Below are 17108 nucleotides of genomic sequence, written 5' to 3'. Positions count from 1 at the left end.
CGAAACAGACAGGTAAGCGTCGGAGTATTCAAAGCTCACTTAGTGGGTAAAAAAGACCGTCAAACTAAATTGACGGTCTTTTTTATTCTGACTCAATTAAATTTCAAATCATAGACCGCAAAAATATTGATATATTTCGTCACTTTTAATTGCAATCTGTCGCCTTAAGAAAATCCTAATTCTTTTATAATAGTCAATTATCTCACACCCTTTAAAATTTCGAGGACCAAGGTTTTGGTAAGCGGTTTTCCATTGGCTTTGATCTTAATTTCCTCAAAAGAAAATTTAAAATCGCATCCCTTGTTAAAATCGCTACAACCATAGGCAGATTTACCTTTAAGAATTTTACCTGTTTTGCATTTAGGACAACTTGGAGTATCGGTAATTGGTGCTGCTATTTTTTTTGGTTCCAGGAAAAGCTTAAACTGTTCATCAAACCGCACCAAACCTTCAATTTCTTCACTTCCATTTGGTTTAAACCCCTTAAGATTTACCGTACATCCTTTTTTTAACAATCTAAGGAACTGATTTTCAGATATGGTCTTTTCATGAAAATCAAATGGGAGTATAAAGTCACAACCTTCCTTATAAGCACTACATCCATAGGCAGATTTACCTTTTAGTAACTTGGCTTTTTTGCATTTAGGACAAGTTTCATTTTGCATACCCGTTTTCTTGGGGTCAGATTTTTTACTTTCTAACTTTTGAATGGCAGCAGTATGGGAGATATTAGCGCGTTTGGTCTCACTTCGCACTTCGTATACCAATTGATCTACCATCCGCTTCATATTATTTATGAAGGTTGTAGCACTAAACGTACCTTTCTCTATATCTTTTAATTGTTTTTCCCATAATCCGGTGAGTTCGGCCGACTTCAATAATTCGTTTTGAATAGTATCAATTAATTGAATTCCTGTGGGAGTGGGCAGCACTTGCTTTTTGTTCCGTTTTATGTACTTACGCCTAAAAAGGGTCTCTATAATATTTGCGCGTGTAGAAGGTCTTCCAATACCGTTTTCCTTCATCAGTTCGCGCATTTCATCATCATCTACCTGTTTTCCAGCAGTTTCCATGGCCCGCAAGAGCGTAGCTTCCGTAAACTGTTTGGGCGGTTTGGTCTGTTTTTCCATAAATGAGGGTTCATGCGGACCTTTTTCCCCTTTTACAAAGCTCGGTAAGATTCCAATTTCCTTCTTTTCCTTAGAATCTGGGACCTCAAATACGATCCGCCATCCCTTTTTTAGGATTTCCCTTCCGGTGGTCTTAAAATTGATGGTGGTTACCTTCCCGATTACTGTGGTATTGGAAACCTCGCAATCCTCATAAAAAACCGCGATAAAACGTCTTACTATACTATCGTAAACCTGCTTTTGGGCAGGATTTAAGTTAATTTCGATGCCGGTAGGTATAATGGCATGGTGATCCGTAACTTTTTTATCGTTGAACACCTTGGGAGATTTCTTAATTTTCTTGTCCAGTAGGGGAGTACACAGATTAGTATACTGGGTTAGGTTACGCAATATCCCACCAATTTTAGGATAGACATCATTGGGTAGAAAAGTAGTGTCTACTCTAGGGTAGGTCACCGTTTTTTGCTCGTACAATTTTTGTACGATTTTTAAGGTTTCATCGGCCGAAAATCCAAATTTGGTATTACAATATACTTGTAAACCCGTAAGATCGAATAATTTGGGGGCATATTCCTTACCCTTTTTTTTGGTGGTGGAGACAATCTCAAATTCGTGCTCCTTCACAATCGCTGCCACTGCCTCGCCCTCTTCCATTTTCAGAAAACGGCCTTCTTCATAACTAAATACCGTTTCCCTATACAAGGTTTGTAATTCCCAATATGGTTGAGGCTTAAAATCCTCTATTTCTTTATATCTGTTTACCACCATGGCTAGGGTAGGAGTCTGTACCCGACCTACAGATAACATTTGTTTATACCCCCCGTGTTTTACGGTATAAAGTCGAGTCGCATTCATTCCCAATAACCAATCTCCAATAGCACGGGAAAATCCGGCATAATAGAGATTGTCATAATCCTCTGACGGTTTAAGTTTGGTAAAACCCTCTTTTATAGCTTCGGTAGTTAGGGAGGATATCCACAATCGCTTTACTTCCCCAGTATAATTAGCCTGATGCATTACCCAACGTTGGATTAATTCCCCTTCTTGTCCAGCATCTCCACAATTGATTACAAGTTTTGCCTTATCAAATAATCCCTTTACAATGTTGAACTGTTTTTGTATGCCTGCATTGTCTACAACCTTGGTCTTAAATTTTTCGGGGAGCATCGGTAAATTATTCAAATCCCAACTTTTCCAATACGGTTTATAATCATTGGGTTCAAATAAGGTACATAAATGACCAAAGGTAAAGGTTACCACATAGCCATTCCCTTCAAAATAACCATCATGCTTGGTGTTAGCACCTAAGACTTGCGCTATTTCTTTTGCTACACTGGGTTTTTCCGCTATACAGACCTTCACTTTTAATTGAATTTTTAAAGACATGCAAAGTACTCAATTTTACGCGAACCTAGTGTACTTCATTAGGTAACAAATACAATTAAAATTGAGGTTTTTATAGAAGACTTAAACTAAAGTTCCATTGCAGAAGAAAGGAAATCAACAGTGCAGTTCTATTTTAATCGGAACCTAATATAGGCAAGAAACTACTTTTATTTAATAAAATTTTTCATTTATATAAGTACCCTCTAGAATAAGTTATAGATTTTACTTCCTTCAAATCAAAGTTTATATTTACCTTATATCTTCTAGATGAATATTAAGCGTATTTTAAATTGTACCTATGAGGAGTTTATTGTTTGGTTTTTTACTTATTGCCGCAATGGGGTTGTGTAAGGCTCAAGAATCCATTGATCTTTTTAATGGTGTGGATCTTACTGGCTGGCATATAGATGTGCCAGAAATGGATCGCGATCCAAAGGCCATAATTCCATTTATAGTTCGCGACAAGCAATTGGTTAGCCTAGGAATACCACAAGGCCACCTAGTTACAGATGCCAACTATTCCAATTTTAGACTGGAGGTTGACTATAGATTTCCTGGTAAGCCAGGAAATTGTGGAGTATTGGTATTTGCCTCAACACCAAGATCGCTTTATGATATGTTCCCTAAATCTATTGAAATACAAATGATGCATGAAAATGCAGGTGACTTTTGGTGTATTGTTGAAGATATTACAACAGACAATATGGAGGAGAGAAGAGGCCCAAAAGAGAAATGGGGTGTTATAGAAGGGAAATTAAGGAGGATCAAAAACCTAACTGATGGATCGGAAAATGCGTTAGGGGAATGGAATTATATGACTATTGAATGTCTTAATAATGAAATTAAGGTCTGGTTGAATGGAGATTTGGTAAATCACGGCTATAATGCAACGGCCAATAGGGGTCAGATAGCGGTACAGGCGGAGGGAGCAGAAGTAGAGTTCAGAAAAATAGTGCTCACACCTATTAGCGAATTGAGCGAAAAGGGATCAGAGTAAATACTATAAATGTACTACATATAAAAAGGGACCGGTCTAAAATTAAATCGGTCCCTTTGTGTTTAAACTTGGCGTTTTCAATTGCCGTAGGAATAGTATGCTCTATTAACGATTAAAGTTTCTGTACTGTGCCCATTGTACTCTTTTACAGCCCCTAAACGTGGAAAAATAGTTGAAGGTTTTGGACTCTGTTGCTGTTTGTGTGTTGGATGCTCTCATGATGATTAAATTTTTATAAGATTAGTAATTCTTTTAGTTTCATTTCTCTGGTCGTACCATCTGTCTGTGGTCCAACCAAATTCACTTTTGAAATATATTTTAGGACGTTTTAGATGTTGATGTAATGCTTGCATGATGTTTGTTTTTTGATGGTTTACACTAAGAAGACGAAGGGAGTTTAATTTTGTTACAGTACTATGTATAAAAAGGTACTGTTTTATAGATAATTTAACATTTTCGATTTATGAAACAGGTCAATATAAAACGTAATATCTTGATTAATAATTATTTATGAAAATTATTTAATTTTATATTAAAACTAATGGTTCTCTAACAAAGGTTGGAGCACTGTTAAGAACCTCTAAAATGGGTGGCGAAATAATTGAATTGGGCGCTATTTTCTTTTAGGTCTACCAACTTTTTAGATTGAAAACAATATCGTATCTTAAAGGAATGAAATAGCCCCTTTTCTAAATTTGAATTAGATGCGCATATCTTATATCTTACTATTGGGATTTGCTTTTTTCATTAAAACTGTTGCGATGGCACAAGAAAACAGGGCGATAGAAAGAGGAAATATGGTACATACACAACTTCTTGCCAGAGGAATAAAGGACCCCTCCACAATAGAGGCCATGCAACAAGTCCCAAGGCATAAATTTGTCCCGAAAAAAAACATGCGACAGGCGTATAACGATAGTGCCTTGCCCATAGGAAATGGACAGACCATATCCCAACCCTATATCGTAGCCTTTATGACCGAAACCTTAAACTTAAGTCCAGCCGATAATGTTTTGGAGATTGGTACGGGATCTGGATATCAAGCTGCCGTTCTGGCCAAAATTGTGGATTCAGTTTATACCATTGAAATAATTAAGGAATTGGCTTATTCTGCAAAAAATAGATTGGATACTTTGGGGTATGACAATGTAACCGTTAAGTGGGGAGACGGGTATCACGGGTGGCCAGAGAAGGCCCCATTTGATGCTATAATGGTTACTGCTGGTGCAGAAGAAGTTCCGGAACCCCTGATTCGTCAATTAAAAAATGGCGGTAGAATGGTTATTCCAGTAGATGACAGCCATGGAGGAACTTATTTGATTAAGTTTACCAAAACTGACGGAAAACTTAAGAAAGATATTTTGGAACCCGTCCGGTTTGTTCCCTTTACTAGAGATAAGCGGAGCCATTAGATTCTTTGATCTATAGTGTATGTTTTTAAGGTATAAGTTATGATCGTTACCCTAAAAACGCAATGCCAAACCTCTACGCAATCACTAGTTATTCTAACTAATTAACTTCCTTATTAGGTGTAGCTTTAAGTTTCTGCTTTACACTAGATAACATAAAATCAGGGACTAGTACTCATCAGTAAATCAATTGATTATGTAACAAATCAGTTTGATTCTCGTCCTAATATATATGAAAGCAGTCATCACCACCAAGTATGGACCACCTGAAGTCCTTAAAATTCACAAAGTTAATAAACCTGCTCCCAAAGATCATGAGATCCTCTTAAGGGTATACGCTACTGCGGTTACCTCAGGGGATGCTCGGATTAGGGGTATGAACATTCCTTTTGGCTTTGAATTTATCAGTCGACTAATGTTCGGATTTAACAAACCTAGAAATCCAATTTTAGGGGGAATCTTCGCTGGGGAAATAGAAGCTATAGGCGCTAAGGTAAAAATGTTTAACAAAGGAGATATGGTTTTTGGGGCAACTGAATCATTTGGATGCTATGCAGATTATGTTGTGGTTCCAGAAAGGGGAGCTATCGTAAAAAAACCCGCCAATATTAGTTTTGACGAGGCGGCAGCCATACCCTTTGGCGCTTTGACCTCCCTAAAATTCTTACGCGATTTTGGAAAAATTAAGGCAGATCAGAAAGTTCTTGTAAATGGGGCATCTGGGGATTTGGGAACATTTGCCATACAGCTGGCAAAATATTACGGGGCCAAGGTAACTGGAATATGTAGCACTAAAAATAGAGATCTAGTAACCTCTTTGGGGGCTGATGACGTAATTGATTATACTAAGTCCAATTTCACCAAAAGCAACACTCAATACGATCTAATCTTCGATACTTTGGGGAATCTTTCCTTTTCATCTTGTAGGTCGAGTCTAACCCCTAAAGGCACATTTTTGACCGCAGTAGCAAAACTGCATTATTTTTTTATTATGCCTTTGACTGCCTTAAAAGGCAATAAAAAATTGAAAACGGGAGTGGCCTTATTTAATAAACAAGACCTACAATTTATAGTGGATTTATTAGAACAAGGGAAAATTATACCCGTAATTGACAGAAAATATAGGGTGACCGAAATTACGGCTGCACATAGATACGTAGATGAAGGACATAAGGTTGGCAGTGTGGTTATTACCCTAAAACATGATTATAAGCTCTCTATGGAATAGGGTTAATTTAGATTGTTATAAGAAAATTTCCTTTAGTGGAACCACAGCACCTGGTGCCAAATTCCCCAGGTTCACGTTTCCAATCCTTACCCTGATCAATCTCAGGGTCGGGAAACCCACTGCTGCAGTCATTTTGCGTACTTGTCTAAATTTCCCCTCCGTAATCGTAATACTTATCCATGAAGTTGGCCTATGTCTCCCGATTCTAAGTTTGGGATTTGGTTCAAAAAGGGTAGGGGACACCTTCAGATATTGGGGTTTTGATGGTTTGGTGATATATTTTTTTCCATGAAATCCAATTTCAACTCCATTTTTTAAGTTTTCCATTGCGTCTTGCGTAATCTCCCCGTCCAATTGCACATAATATTCCTTTTCTATTCCCATCCGATTAATATTGTCGCTGAGCTTGCCATCGGTAGTTAGCAATAATAGCCCCTCGGATTTTTCGTCCAACCTCCCCACTGGCATTATATCTTCCGGAAAGGAATGTAATTCTCCCAAAAACCTCTTGTTCCTTGCTTCCTTGGCATCGTTGGAAATCAATTGGCTCAAGATTCCAAAAGGCTTGTAAATTTTATAATGAAAATGAGGGGTAAGAGCCATGGAAAATATATAATGTGTGGTTTACAATGATGGAATTCTGTTTGATGACAAATTTAAAATAAAGATGACGTTATTAAAGATGATTAGGAATATTAGTTTGAACGTCAATTTCATACTAGCCTACCATGGTAGGAGATAAATTATGATTTTTGCTACAGAAGGAAGAATAAGCAATTATAGGACTATTCACCTTTAGTTGTGGTGGAAGGATAGATATATTAGTTTTGCTTTAAGATTTTAAGCAGGTATTATGAATTTGGATTTTCCTATTAAATAGGTCTACAGGGCTTTAGATCTATTCCTTTTGAAAAAAGCATAGTTTAATCTGTCTCGTTATTTTAGAGGGACAGGTTTTTTTTAGTGCATTAATTGCTAACCCGATTAATGTTCATTTCTCTTTCTCTAGAGTAGCTACATTGTAGAAAAATAAATATTTGTGCTTAATTTTGAAGTGCTAAAACCTTTGTCCAAAACTTCTTTAACTTAGCCGTTTTGTTATAAGAAATCGTAACATAAACACTTTGGAGTAATAATGAGGACGGACTAGAATTCCTCCAATACACTCTAACTACATGCCTTACGAAACCTAGAATCCCTACGATAAACCTTCTAGATAGATTTACCAGAAGAAGTGAATAGGTTGTTAAATGGTATTTGTGATAATGTAATCATTAAATGCACAACCATTGCAAGAACATAAGTGGTATTTTTGAAAGTAATTAAATAAATCAATGGAAATCACACAATCTCAAACAAATAAAAGTAGCCACAATAACGACCACCAACACGGAGGGATTCTTGGGGAAAAAACAGAATTATACTTTGCTATAATAAGTGGAGTATTCTTTTTTTTAGGTTTAATTTTATCAAAACTGACCCCCTTGGCCGAGTGGACTTCCCTAGCCAGTTATATACTAGCCTATTTTTTTGGAGGCTATTTCACCTTGTTAGAAGCGATAGAAAAAACAAGGAAAGGAGAGTTTGAAATCGATTTTCTAATGATTGCCGCCGCTATAGGGGCGGCCTATATAGATAGTTGGGCAGAGGGAGCATTATTGTTATTCTTGTTCAGCTTGGGGCATGCCCTGGAACACCACGCACTGAACAAGGCTACCAAATCCATTGAAGCGCTGGGAGAACTCTCCCCAAAGACTGCATTGGTACGAAAAGGATCCGCTACCGTTGAAGTTGCTGTAGAAGATTTACAGCTAGATGACATTATTGTAGTAAAACCTAATAGTAAAATATCGGCAGATGGAGTAATTGTAAAGGGAAGTAGCAGTATAGACCAATCCTCAATAACCGGAGAAAGCATGCCGATAGACAAAACGGCTATTGCCCCAGATGCAAAATTGCCAAAATTTAATGAGATAGATTCGTCCAATGTGGTCTTTACAGGAACTCTAAATGGCGATAACCTTATTGAGATACGGGTATTAAAACTAAATAAAGATGCTACCATTTCACGGCTAATAAAAATGGTAAGCGAAGTAGAGACCAAAAAATCGCCTACTCAAGTACAGACCAAAAAGTTCGAAAAATGGTTTGTTCCATCGGTAATTATTTTGGTAATAACTTTATCCTTCGCCCATTTGGTCATAGACGAAACAATAAGGGAAAGCCTATACAGGGCCATAAGCGTACTTGTCGCCTCTAGTCCATGCGCCTTGGCGATTTCTACGCCTAGTGCCGTATTAAGTGCCATTGCAAGGGCAGCCAAGAAAGGGGTCCTTATAAAAGGAGGTCGCGCATTAGAGGATATGGGAACCCTTAAAATAATCGCTTTCGATAAGACTGGGACGCTTACAGAAGGAAAGCCAAAGTTGACGAATATCTTGCCTCTGAACGGATTTGATAAACAGGAGTTTTTGGAATTGGTTTTAGATGTAGAAAGCTTAAGTAACCATCCTTTAGCCAGAGCCATCTCCAAAGATATAATGGCAGATTTCGGTGCTAAAAACGGACATAAATCTTCCCATATTCAGGCCATTCAAGGAAAAGGAGTAACGGCTGATTATAATGGTGGACAAGTGTACATAGGCAATGTACAAATGATGAATGATGCCAAAATTCCCGTAGACCAAGAAACACACCGACAAATGGAAGAATTGCTGCACTATGGAAATACGGTGATGCTGGTGGGCTACAACACTATATTGATAGGATTAATAAGTGTTATGGATGTGCCCAGAAAAACGGCAGCCTCAACGTTATTGCAATTAAAGAAAATTGGTATAAAACAAATGATCATGCTTACGGGAGACCATCAACGGGTGGGCGATTCCATAGCCAAGCAAATTGGCCTAACCAATGCCAAAGGGAATCTACTTCCAGAAGATAAGGTGAAAGCCATTCAAGAATTAAAAAAGGACAATGCCAAGGTTGCCATGGTAGGGGATGGTGTTAATGATGCCCCCGCTATGGCAGTTAGTACTGTTGGAATCGCTATGGGTGCTGCAGGTAGCGATGTTGCTCTGGAAACTGCAGATGTGGCACTGATGTCGGACAAGATAGAAAGCCTGCCTTTTGTTATCGGGTTGAGCCGCGAATCTAGACGAATTATAAAACAGAATTTATGGATAAGTATGGGAGTTGTGGCATTATTGGTGCCTGCTACCATCTTTGGACTTGCAAATATTGGAGTTGCCGTAGCAATTCATGAAGGTTCTACCCTTGTGGTAGTGTTAAATGCGCTAAGGCTGCTGCGTTATGATTTGGAAGAGAGTATATAACCCATTGCGGGGTCTGCCATAATGGTATCCATACATCACGAAACGATTGGAAGAACTCTAACCATCCGATAGTTTCCGGGCATGAAATCATAGGTCGTGTCGTAGAAATGGCGCCTGGTGTAAAACCCGTTCATAGTGGCGGTATTAACGAGGAAAAAAAACGGATAGCAAGATCATTGAAAGGTGGAATTAAATAATAGCAAGAGATACTGGATTTTTGTGGGGGCATAATATTGTATCGGATATAGGGCCTATCAGTATAAAAGATAGTAACAAAGCCTATAATCGAGTACTCAAATCTGATATGAACTATCGGTTTGTAATAGCTATAGAATCCCTTAAGGATTAATGATTTTTAAATTTTTATTTCACCTTTTTAGCCCATTTTTCATACTCCATTTCCATATCTTTTTCACCCTCCCATTTTTTGTACAACACCCTCCATTTAATTGAGTACTCTTTCTTAATTTCAAAATCTGGCAGAATGTAATGAAAATCCCAGGCGGGCTTTCCTTTTCCAGCACCACTTGGGGATTTAGAAAACCGTATAACTCCTTCCTTAGGATCATCAAATAAGTACGCAAATACCATGTTGTGGAATCTTCCATAGTAATATGGCTCGGTAAAAAAAACCTCCGAAACTTCTACCAGTAGATCGATATTAAAATTAGGTGCAATATAAAAGTCATAATTATCACTATCCCTTATGTGAGTTCCATTTTCTCCATGTTCCCCGGAATACGCGTATTCCCATTCACTTGTATCTCTCACATTCTTTTTCCCTTTGAAATTAATACCTAGAATTTTGGGAGAATTAATATACGAGGCCCAAAAAAAACCGACGTACCCCTGATTAAACATATCACGATCATGCACTATAAAACGAAACTCTACATCTATGTAATGAGGGTCTACTAATTGAAAAACAGTATAACTTTCTACTTTGGAAATGCTCGTTTTTGGTTGGTGAAGCTGAATCTCTGTATCAGATATTTTTTTTAAAGTCATTGGTTGCCGTCTCGGTTCGAAAAGAGATGTTAATGAATCTCCACCAAAAATATGCTCTAAATTAACCCCAGCGAACTCAGGAACAAATAGCGTTGAATCCTGATTATTATGAAAAAGATTGGCTATACCATTATAACCTTTTTTATGTAATCCATAAGAGCTATTGTCAATGAACATTGCTTTAAGTGCTCCATTTTCTAAAGTGACGGGTGATTGTCCGTAAATTGAATATTGAAAACCCGTCTGAATAATGAGAGCTAAAACTATTGTTTTCCTCAAAAAATTGGTCATCATTTGTACTAATTTTAAATTAAGATTCTACAGTGTCCGATGCACACTATTTAAAATGGAATTTGCGAGAGGCATTTTCCAATTTACTCACTAAGTGAGGTTTGAATACTTCGACACTCGCATACTCGTTCTGTTCAGGCGGGCGTTGCAATGTTATCGGAAGTTTTCGTCCGATCCTTCATAGGCTTGTCCTAAGGTAATTGCCTTATACCTATTTTGTTACCACAAAACTTCAGATATAAACATAAGAAAAAATTTCGGCTAAATACCTAGTATTCAGCTGATTTTAAATTTCATTTACACCAATGACGTATATCAGTCAACAAGAAAATCAAATATTAAAAGTAATTCCCAAGCTAAGATTGGAGGAACGGTCTATATCGTTAACAGCAGGAAAGCTATTGTATGAGAAATTATAAAGGGCAGATAGGCTTATGACTTCGGTCAGGGGCAATTCTGCCTTAACCTGCAATAGCACCCTGTGGTTACCAAAGTTTTTGTACAAGGGTTGGAAATATATGGTTTCCGTAAAGTTCAAGGAAGTTTTTTTAAAGGAATGTGTGGAGGAAAGGTAAGTACTGTTACGATGGTTATAAAAATGCTGGCCCGTTTCAGCTATTTTTTCTATTTCGTACATATAGGCATTGCCAACATATACCCGGGTCATTTCCGAAGAAATCAACTTTAATCGGATTCCCGCACCAATGAGGTTCCTAGAAGTAATGGTAAGCTTGGTATTATTCTGGTTTTGGATAAAAGCCTCAACCCGGAACAAGGAGGTTAGTTTCTGATTGTACCGCAGGTGAAAGAACCAATTGTTCTGAAAATCTTTCTCGTTACTCCTTATAAGCTTGTAATTGCCTATAAAGAAAAATATTTTTTGTAGATCCTTAGATTTAAATTGTGTGGTAAGGTTGGATCCCAACTGGAATAGATAATCCCCGTTATTATCAGTATAATCAAACAATAAATCGCTTTTCAGGGCAAAACGGACAGAATCGCTCTGCATCCTTTTGGATTCAATGTTGACCAATTGTGCATTTAACGCATTGCAAAAGAGGTAGATAACAATGATGAGAAGTGATTTTAAATGCTTGGGTTTATATGTTCCGATCATTTTAAGGTTTTATTGGGTGCCCTAAGTTTCCCACTACCAATGGCCTGCGAGCAAGGTATGGACGTATAAATCTTTCGTTGCTTTTAAACTACTAATGCCAGAAGTATATATAGCTTTTCAATAGAGTGCTGGTTCAATATAAAGTAAGGTGAAATTTATGGGGTAAATTTAAATAATCCTATACAAATCTACCCTCTAATACTTTCTCCTTCCCCTCAACACCTCTAATGGGGATTTCCATAGTGTTTTATTATAAGCCTATCTTCCCAATAAATTAAGGGTAACCTCCCTCCGAAATCTTTAGGTTATTTGATAGTGGTATAGGGGTATAACTATGGTGCATCATTGTATTTTAACTATCTTTACCCATTACCATTTAAAACAATACATAAATGAAAAAAATTTCTACTATGATAATGCTAACGGTTTTGTTTTCAGCGTGTAACGACTCCAAAACCAAGAATAAGGGAGCTTCTCAGGATACTTCCGAGAATCCATTGCTAGTTGAATCTACCCTACCTTATTATGCCCCTGACTTTTCTAAGATTAATAACAGCCATTTTAAGCCCGCTCTACTGCAAGGTATTGCGGAGCAGAAGGAAGCAATAGATAAAATTGCCAACAACACCGAGGCGGCAACTTTTGAAAATACCGTTTTAGCACTTGAAAATAGCGGTGCTACTTTAGATAGGGCACAAAATGTATTTTATGCCTTGACGGGTGCACATACCAATGACACCTTACAGGCTATCCAAGAAGAGATGGCTCCGAAATTTTCGGAATTAAGGGATGCCATTTATTTGAATGATAACTTGTTCCAACGCGTAAAATCGTTGTACGAATCCAAGGAAAGTTTAGATTTGGACTCCGAATCCTTACGATTATTGGAAACTTATTTCGAAGATTTTGAAATCGCAGGCGCCAATTTATCTGAGGAGAAAAAAGAAACCTTAAAATCTTACAATTCGCGTTTGGCTAGTCTAACCACTACTTTTAATAAAACTTTGTTAGAGGCCAATAATGGAGGAGCGGTAGTTTTTACTGATACATCCGAATTAGCGGGACTTTCAGAGGCACAATTAAAATCTTTGGAAAACAAGGATGGAGAGGGATGGAAAATTTCACTTCAAAATACAACCCAACAACCCCTGTTGCAAACAATGGAAAATAGGGACGGTAGGGAGAAACTGTTTAGCGCTGCTTGGAACCGTGCAGACGGTTCTGCTCACGATACCAAAGCTATCATAAGTGAAATTGCTGAATTACGTGCCAAAAAAGGAGCGTTGTTAGGTTTTGCAAATTATGCGGAATGGAGCCTACAAAATACTATGGCAAAAAAGCCGGAAAAAGTTTTCGAATTGTTTTATGGACTAATTCCAGCCGCTACTGCCAAAGCGAAAGTTGAAGCTGATGAAATTCAGCAAATGATTAAACAAAAAGGGGGCGATTTTACGTTGGAAGCTTGGGATTGGAACCACTATGCAGAAATGGTACGTATCGCCAAGTACGATTTGGACGAAAATCAGATTAAACCTTATTTTGAGTTGAAAACCGTATTGGAAAAAGGAGTTTTTTATGCTGCAGAAAAATTGTACGGTCTTACTTTTAAAGCTAGAACCGATATACCTACCTATCATGAAGATGTTATGGTGTATGAATTATTTGAGGAAAACGGTAAAACACTAGGCTTGTTTTATGCCGATTTCTTTTCTCGCCCAAGTAAGCGGGGAGGGGCATGGATGAGTAATTTTGTAACCCAATCTAAAATGTACAACAAAAAGCCGGTCATCTATAATGTTTGTAATTATCCAAAACCTGCAGATGGAGAACCTGCACTGTTGACCTATGATGAGGTAAGTACTATGTTCCACGAATTTGGGCATGCACTACATGGCTTCTTTGCCGATCAGCAATACCCATCACTATCAGGTACTTCGGTAGCTAGGGATTTTGTTGAATTCCCATCACAGTTTAATGAGAATTGGGCCTTATATCCAGAGATATTGAAGAACTATGCCCTTCATTACCAAACAGGCGAACAGATTCCGCAAGCACTAATAGACAAGATCAAAAAATCGGGCACCTTTAACCAAGGCTATAGTCTTACCGAGAATTTGGCCGCTTCCAACTTAGATATGCAATGGCATACTATAGCTGCAGATATCAAGATTGAGGATGCCAATGCCTTCGAGAAAGAGGCTTTAAATAAGACTAAATTAGACGTCGTTTCTGCAGTACCACCACGATACAGATCCACCTATTTTTCCCATATTTTTGGGAGTGGGTATGCAGCAGGTTACTATTCCTATCTATGGACAGAAATGTTGCACCATGATGCCTATAATTGGTTTGAGGATAATGGGGGGTTGACCCGTGAAAATGGACAGCGTTTTAGGGAGATGATACTTTCTAGGGGAAATACATTACCCTTAGAAAAAATGTACAAAGATTGGAGAGGTAGCGATCCCAAAATAGAACCCATGCTAAAAGCTCGTGGGCTTAAATAAGCAACTAGTATTATAATTGTAAAAAGGGACCTACCAAGTCAGTCATGGTAGGTCCCTTTTTTATTAAAGCTGGCAACCAGTATTTGGCTAGGTTCTTTTTATTAACTTTCATAGGATTATGAGTGGATACGGATTCTTAAAATCCAATCAGGCCTAAATTTTAATCAATAAAGGGTTCTTAAAAATTACTGTATAATAATTTTTATAAAGTGGGAATTCAATCAATTATTTGTTGAAAATTCGACCGTTATTACAGATTAATCTAACTAATTTAGTTCTGGTAAAAAACACCTGTCCAATGAAAAATTCATATCCCAAAAAAGTATACCTGAACGGGGATATTTTAGAACCCGAATCAGCCAAGATTTCCGTATTTGATAGGGGCTTCTTGTTCGGGGATGGAATTTATGAGGTCATGGCCCAAATTAATGGACATTTCTTTTATGAAAAGGCCCATATAAAGCGATTGGAAGATGGCCTGCGTAAAATTAATATTGAGTTTAGCACCTCCCTTCTTAGAACCGAAATTCCCAAAATCCTTAAAGCATCGGATTTGGTTGACAAGGACTGTTTGTTATATATTCAGGTAACTAGGGGTGTGGCCCCAAGACAACACGCTTATCCAAAAGATATACAGCCTACGTTTATGATGTACGCTACTCCAAAAATATTACCTGAAATCAATTCCATAAAGGCCACTGTAGTAACTTCAGAAGATTTTAGGTGGTCCCGATGTGATATAAAAATGATTTCTCTTTTGGGTAATGTAATGGCAAATGAATATGCTATTCAAAAGAAGTGTTTCGAGAATGTGCTTATAAGGAATGGGGTGGTAACAGAGGCCTCCCATTGCAACGTATTTTTTGTAAAGAATAGCGTAGTGTACACGCATCCGGCGGATACTTATATCCTAGATGGCATCACCCGGCAAATAGTGCTGGAATTGTGTGTTAAACTCGGTATAGAAGTACGCGAAGTTGGAGTTACAGAAGAGGATATGCTAGAAATGGACGAAGCATTTTTAACCGGTACCAGCACCCAAATCGCCTCCATACAGCAATGGGATGATTATTTCTTTTATCATGATAATGAAGTTGGCGAAATCACACAAAAACTCCAATTAGCGTTTAGGAATTTAAAATACAATTTAGGTTAGGTGAAGACTGTTGGCACCATTATTAGCTATATCGAATACAAGGAAGTTAGGCAAACACAACTGTAATTTAATTAAAATCATTAACTTGTATCAAAACTACACCTATGCCAATTTATATGGATCGTCATGATATTCCCGAGGCAATAACTGCGGAACATGTAGCAGAAATGCACAGGGAAGATTTGAAGATTGAACATCTTTTTGGTTGTAAGGGTATGACCTACTGGTGCGATGAAAAGAGACGTACCGCGTTTTGCTTGATTAACGCGCCCAATAAACAGGCTATCCAAGATATGCACGATCACGCCCATGGTGATGTTCCCCATAGAATAATTGAAGTGGATGGCACCATTGTGGAATCATTCCTAGGCCGTATTGAAGATCCTGAAAAATCACAAAAAACAGAACTGAATATTATTAACGATCCTGCCTTTAGAACGATTATGGTCATTGAGTTAAGAAGGGTATCCTTTCTCGTTGGCGATGCCCAACCATATCAAAATCAAATTTTAAAATATAAAAAATCCATTCTATCCTCCATAGAGAAATTCTTAGGCAGAATCGTGAAACAAAAATCTGATTATTTTTTATTGTCCTTTAATTCCGTTACCAACGCTGTGCTTTGCGCCCAAGAAATCCATTCCCATCTTAATTCAACGTCTAACAACCTCTCCTATACAGGAATACAATTGAGTATAGGCTTACATGCAGGGGTGCCAGTAACCGAAAAGGAGAGTATTTTTGAGGATACCATTATAATGGCAGAACGATTTTGTGCTATTATTCATGGAAAAATTGTTTTATCCCACGAAGTGTGGCAATTATATGAGAGCGAGAATTTTAACGTTAAATTAAACCAGAATAATTTAAAGACTCTTAGTATAGGAGAGGAGAAATTTATAAATCTGATAATGGATTATACCGAGAAAGAATGGACAAATACTTCATTCAACTCCGATGATTTTAGTAAAAATTTGGGGTACAGTAAATCGCAATTGTATAGAAAAATGATAGCACTAACTAGCAAATCCCCAAATAATTTCATAAAAGACTACCGTTTAAAAAATGCGTTGCAATTATTGAAAAAAAACGCCAAAAATATTTCGGAAACCGCTTTTACTACAGGATTTAACAGTCCTGCCTATTTCTCAAAATGCTTTTTGGACAATTTTGGAATCCTTCCCTCAAAATACGTCCAAAATTATACGGTATAAGTAGATTAGCTTGTTGTACCAACTGGTAGTTCGTTAATTTTTTTTTCAAATTGATAATCGGAGGATTTATGGGATTTCCATTGGTATCTATTTCTATAAGCTGATTAAATCCAAGGGCATCCAACGGAGTGATGATTTTTGATTTGTCCCAACAATAAACCAATTCATTACTTTAGGAGCCACAATTTCTTAACTTACGCACCTAGGTCCTTAAGTGTTATGTTTCTTACATTACTATCATAAGTCTGATAATAATTATCGGGTTAAGCACTAAACGATCACCTAAGCCATATCAGCTATCTCAAAAGTAGTTTTGCTAACCCCATATTG

At 37.5% G+C, this 17108-nt stretch carries 12 protein-coding genes; 8 read left to right on the top strand and 4 right to left on the bottom strand.

All coding sequences use genetic code 11. The features are described 5' to 3' along the window. Window positions 1-197 precede the first annotated feature (197 nt). On the bottom strand, window positions 198-2492 hold the full coding sequence (locus tag KCTC52924_RS16045; protein ID WP_251806029.1) for a DNA topoisomerase 3: 2295 nt from the start codon (window positions 2490-2492) through the stop codon (window positions 198-200). 322 nt (window positions 2493-2814) lie between these two features. Here KCTC52924_RS16045 and KCTC52924_RS16040 point away from each other — a divergent pair, with 322 nt between their 5' ends. The 3 genes from KCTC52924_RS16040 (at window position 2815) to KCTC52924_RS16030 (ending at window position 6150) form a co-directional block, all read left to right on the top strand. After that, window positions 2815-3513: a DUF1080 domain-containing protein gene (locus KCTC52924_RS16040; RefSeq protein WP_251805772.1), complete on the top strand. Its 699-nt coding sequence runs from the start codon at window positions 2815-2817 to the stop codon at window positions 3511-3513. 797 nt (window positions 3514-4310) lie between these two features. Next, a complete protein-coding gene (locus tag KCTC52924_RS16035; protein WP_353057448.1) occupies window positions 4311-4925 on the top strand; it encodes a protein-L-isoaspartate(D-aspartate) O-methyltransferase in 615 nt (204 codons plus the stop codon). Between the two features lie 229 nt (window positions 4926-5154). Beyond that, the gene (locus tag KCTC52924_RS16030; protein ID WP_251805770.1) at window positions 5155-6150 is read left to right on the top strand and encodes an NAD(P)-dependent alcohol dehydrogenase; all 996 of its coding nucleotides are present in this window, start codon (window positions 5155-5157) and stop codon (window positions 6148-6150) included. 15 nt (window positions 6151-6165) lie between these two features. Here KCTC52924_RS16030 and KCTC52924_RS16025 read toward each other — a convergent pair whose 3' ends face one another. Next, window positions 6166-6753, bottom strand: coding sequence for a pseudouridine synthase (locus KCTC52924_RS16025; RefSeq protein WP_251805769.1), 588 nt, complete (start codon window positions 6751-6753; stop codon window positions 6166-6168). Between the two features lie 731 nt (window positions 6754-7484). Between KCTC52924_RS16025 and KCTC52924_RS16020 the strand changes: the two genes are divergently transcribed. Beyond that, window positions 7485-9485 carry a heavy metal translocating P-type ATPase gene (locus KCTC52924_RS16020; RefSeq protein WP_251805768.1) on the top strand — a complete coding sequence of 667 codons (2001 nt, stop codon included), beginning with the start codon at window positions 7485-7487 and terminating at the stop codon, window positions 9483-9485. Then, a complete protein-coding gene (locus KCTC52924_RS16015; protein WP_353057447.1) occupies window positions 9482-9682 on the top strand; it encodes an alcohol dehydrogenase catalytic domain-containing protein in 201 nt (66 codons plus the stop codon). Before KCTC52924_RS16020 ends, KCTC52924_RS16015 begins: the two co-directional genes overlap by 4 nt. Before the next feature lie 166 nt (window positions 9683-9848). Here KCTC52924_RS16015 and KCTC52924_RS16010 read toward each other — a convergent pair whose 3' ends face one another. Both KCTC52924_RS16010 and KCTC52924_RS16005 read right to left on the bottom strand, forming a co-directional pair. Further along, the gene (locus KCTC52924_RS16010) at window positions 9849-10787 is read right to left on the bottom strand and encodes a hypothetical protein (RefSeq protein ID WP_251805767.1); all 939 of its coding nucleotides are present in this window, start codon (window positions 10785-10787) and stop codon (window positions 9849-9851) included. A 328-nt stretch (window positions 10788-11115) separates the two neighbouring features. Next, a complete protein-coding gene (locus KCTC52924_RS16005; protein ID WP_251805766.1) occupies window positions 11116-11901 on the bottom strand; it encodes a DUF481 domain-containing protein in 786 nt (261 codons plus the stop codon). Window positions 11902-12293: 392 nt separating this feature from the next. Here KCTC52924_RS16005 and KCTC52924_RS16000 point away from each other — a divergent pair, with 392 nt between their 5' ends. From KCTC52924_RS16000 to KCTC52924_RS15990, 3 genes are all read left to right on the top strand, one after another. Continuing rightward, window positions 12294-14408 (top strand): M3 family metallopeptidase, encoded by a 2115-nt coding sequence (locus KCTC52924_RS16000; protein ID WP_251805765.1) that lies wholly within the window; start codon window positions 12294-12296, stop codon window positions 14406-14408. Window positions 14409-14706: 298 nt separating this feature from the next. Beyond that, entirely contained in the window at window positions 14707-15564 is an 858-nt protein-coding gene (locus tag KCTC52924_RS15995) for an aminotransferase class IV (RefSeq protein WP_251805764.1), read from the top strand. A gap of 104 nt (window positions 15565-15668) precedes the next feature. After that, window positions 15669-16778 carry a nickel-binding protein gene (locus KCTC52924_RS15990; protein ID WP_251805763.1) on the top strand — a complete coding sequence of 370 codons (1110 nt, stop codon included), beginning with the start codon at window positions 15669-15671 and terminating at the stop codon, window positions 16776-16778. The last annotated feature ends 330 nt before the right edge of the window (window positions 16779-17108 follow it).

This window comes from Arenibacter antarcticus, from assembly GCF_041320605.1.
GTDB lineage: Bacteria > Bacteroidota > Bacteroidia > Flavobacteriales > Flavobacteriaceae > Arenibacter > Arenibacter antarcticus.
This window is presented reverse-complemented; position numbering and strand designations above follow the sequence as displayed.

Excerpts from the sequence above, each read along its gene's own strand:
- KCTC52924_RS16025 (WP_251805769.1), bottom strand. The coding sequence starts at position 6,753 with ATGGCTCTTACCCCTCATTTTCATTATAAAATTTACAAGCCTTTTGGA.
- KCTC52924_RS16020 (WP_251805768.1), top strand. The coding sequence starts at position 7,485 with ATGGAAATCACACAATCTCAAACAAATAAAAGTAGCCACAATAACGAC.
- KCTC52924_RS16035 (WP_353057448.1), top strand. The coding sequence starts at position 4,311 with ATGGTACATACACAACTTCTTGCCAGAGGAATAAAGGACCCCTCCACA.
- KCTC52924_RS16005 (WP_251805766.1), bottom strand. The coding sequence starts at position 11,901 with ATGATCGGAACATATAAACCCAAGCATTTAAAATCACTTCTCATCATT.
- KCTC52924_RS16000 (WP_251805765.1), top strand. The coding sequence starts at position 12,294 with ATGAAAAAAATTTCTACTATGATAATGCTAACGGTTTTGTTTTCAGCG.
- KCTC52924_RS15990 (WP_251805763.1), top strand. The coding sequence starts at position 15,669 with ATGCCAATTTATATGGATCGTCATGATATTCCCGAGGCAATAACTGCG.
- KCTC52924_RS16030 (WP_251805770.1), top strand. The coding sequence starts at position 5,155 with ATGAAAGCAGTCATCACCACCAAGTATGGACCACCTGAAGTCCTTAAA.
- KCTC52924_RS16010 (WP_251805767.1), bottom strand. The coding sequence starts at position 10,787 with ATGATGACCAATTTTTTGAGGAAAACAATAGTTTTAGCTCTCATTATT.
- KCTC52924_RS16040 (WP_251805772.1), top strand. The coding sequence starts at position 2,815 with ATGAGGAGTTTATTGTTTGGTTTTTTACTTATTGCCGCAATGGGGTTG.
- KCTC52924_RS15995 (WP_251805764.1), top strand. The coding sequence starts at position 14,707 with ATGAAAAATTCATATCCCAAAAAAGTATACCTGAACGGGGATATTTTA.